General features: G+C 64.1%; 1 protein-coding gene. It reads right to left on the bottom strand.

Going from position 1 to position 626, the window contains the following annotated elements; translation table 11 throughout:
- The coding region (locus tag IEY55_RS31790) for a DUF6008 family protein (protein ID WP_229686962.1) at nucleotides 1-613 on the bottom strand (613 nt) is incomplete at its 3' end.
- Between the last annotated feature and the right edge of the window lie 13 nt (nucleotides 614-626).

The following is a 626-nucleotide window of genomic DNA, read 5'->3' as shown; positions in this document are numbered from 1 at the left end:
CCGCGGCGTCTTCCTGGGTTCCGTAGGTGGCCGCAACCGCTTTCCGTTCCCGCCACAGGTGGTAGAGCGCGACGCCGAAGATCACCGAACCCACAACGTTGGCGAGGAAGTGCCACCAGATCCGGTACGTCCACAATCCGGATCCAGGATCAAGGAGCCCGAACCAGGTGGACAGACCAATCGCCTGCTTGGCACCCAACGCGATCGAGAGTGTCAGGACCAGGTGCTCCATACCGTGGACACCCTGCATCCACACACCCATCTTCGCCCACCTGCGAGAGGTGAGACGCAGTGCCCGCCGCGTGACGAGGAAGATACCGACCAACCCTGCCAGGAAGATGAAGTTTCCGGTGAGGTGCAGGATCTCCATGCCCAGTGCCGGCCTGGAGACGTCCACCTGGCCCATCCCGTCGGCCAACGCGGTACCCCACGGGGTCATCCACGGTGGCTCGTTCGAGTTCACGACCCAGTAGCCGGCCTGCGCAACGTGTTCCTGGAGGTGTCCGACCTGACCAAGAACGCCGAGCAAAATCACTCCAACGGACGCCCGGTACTGCCATCGCCGAGCAGGTCTGCGCTGGGCGCATGCCAGCACCCACACTGCCGACCACATCACGACCGCCCAG

The sequence above is a fragment of the Longimycelium tulufanense genome, assembly GCF_014645795.1.
In the GTDB taxonomy this organism is placed as follows: Bacteria; Actinomycetota; Actinomycetes; order Mycobacteriales; family Pseudonocardiaceae; genus Longimycelium; species Longimycelium tulufanense.
The sequence above is the reverse complement of the archived record's forward strand: the minus strand, read 5'-3'. Positions and strand labels throughout refer to the sequence as shown.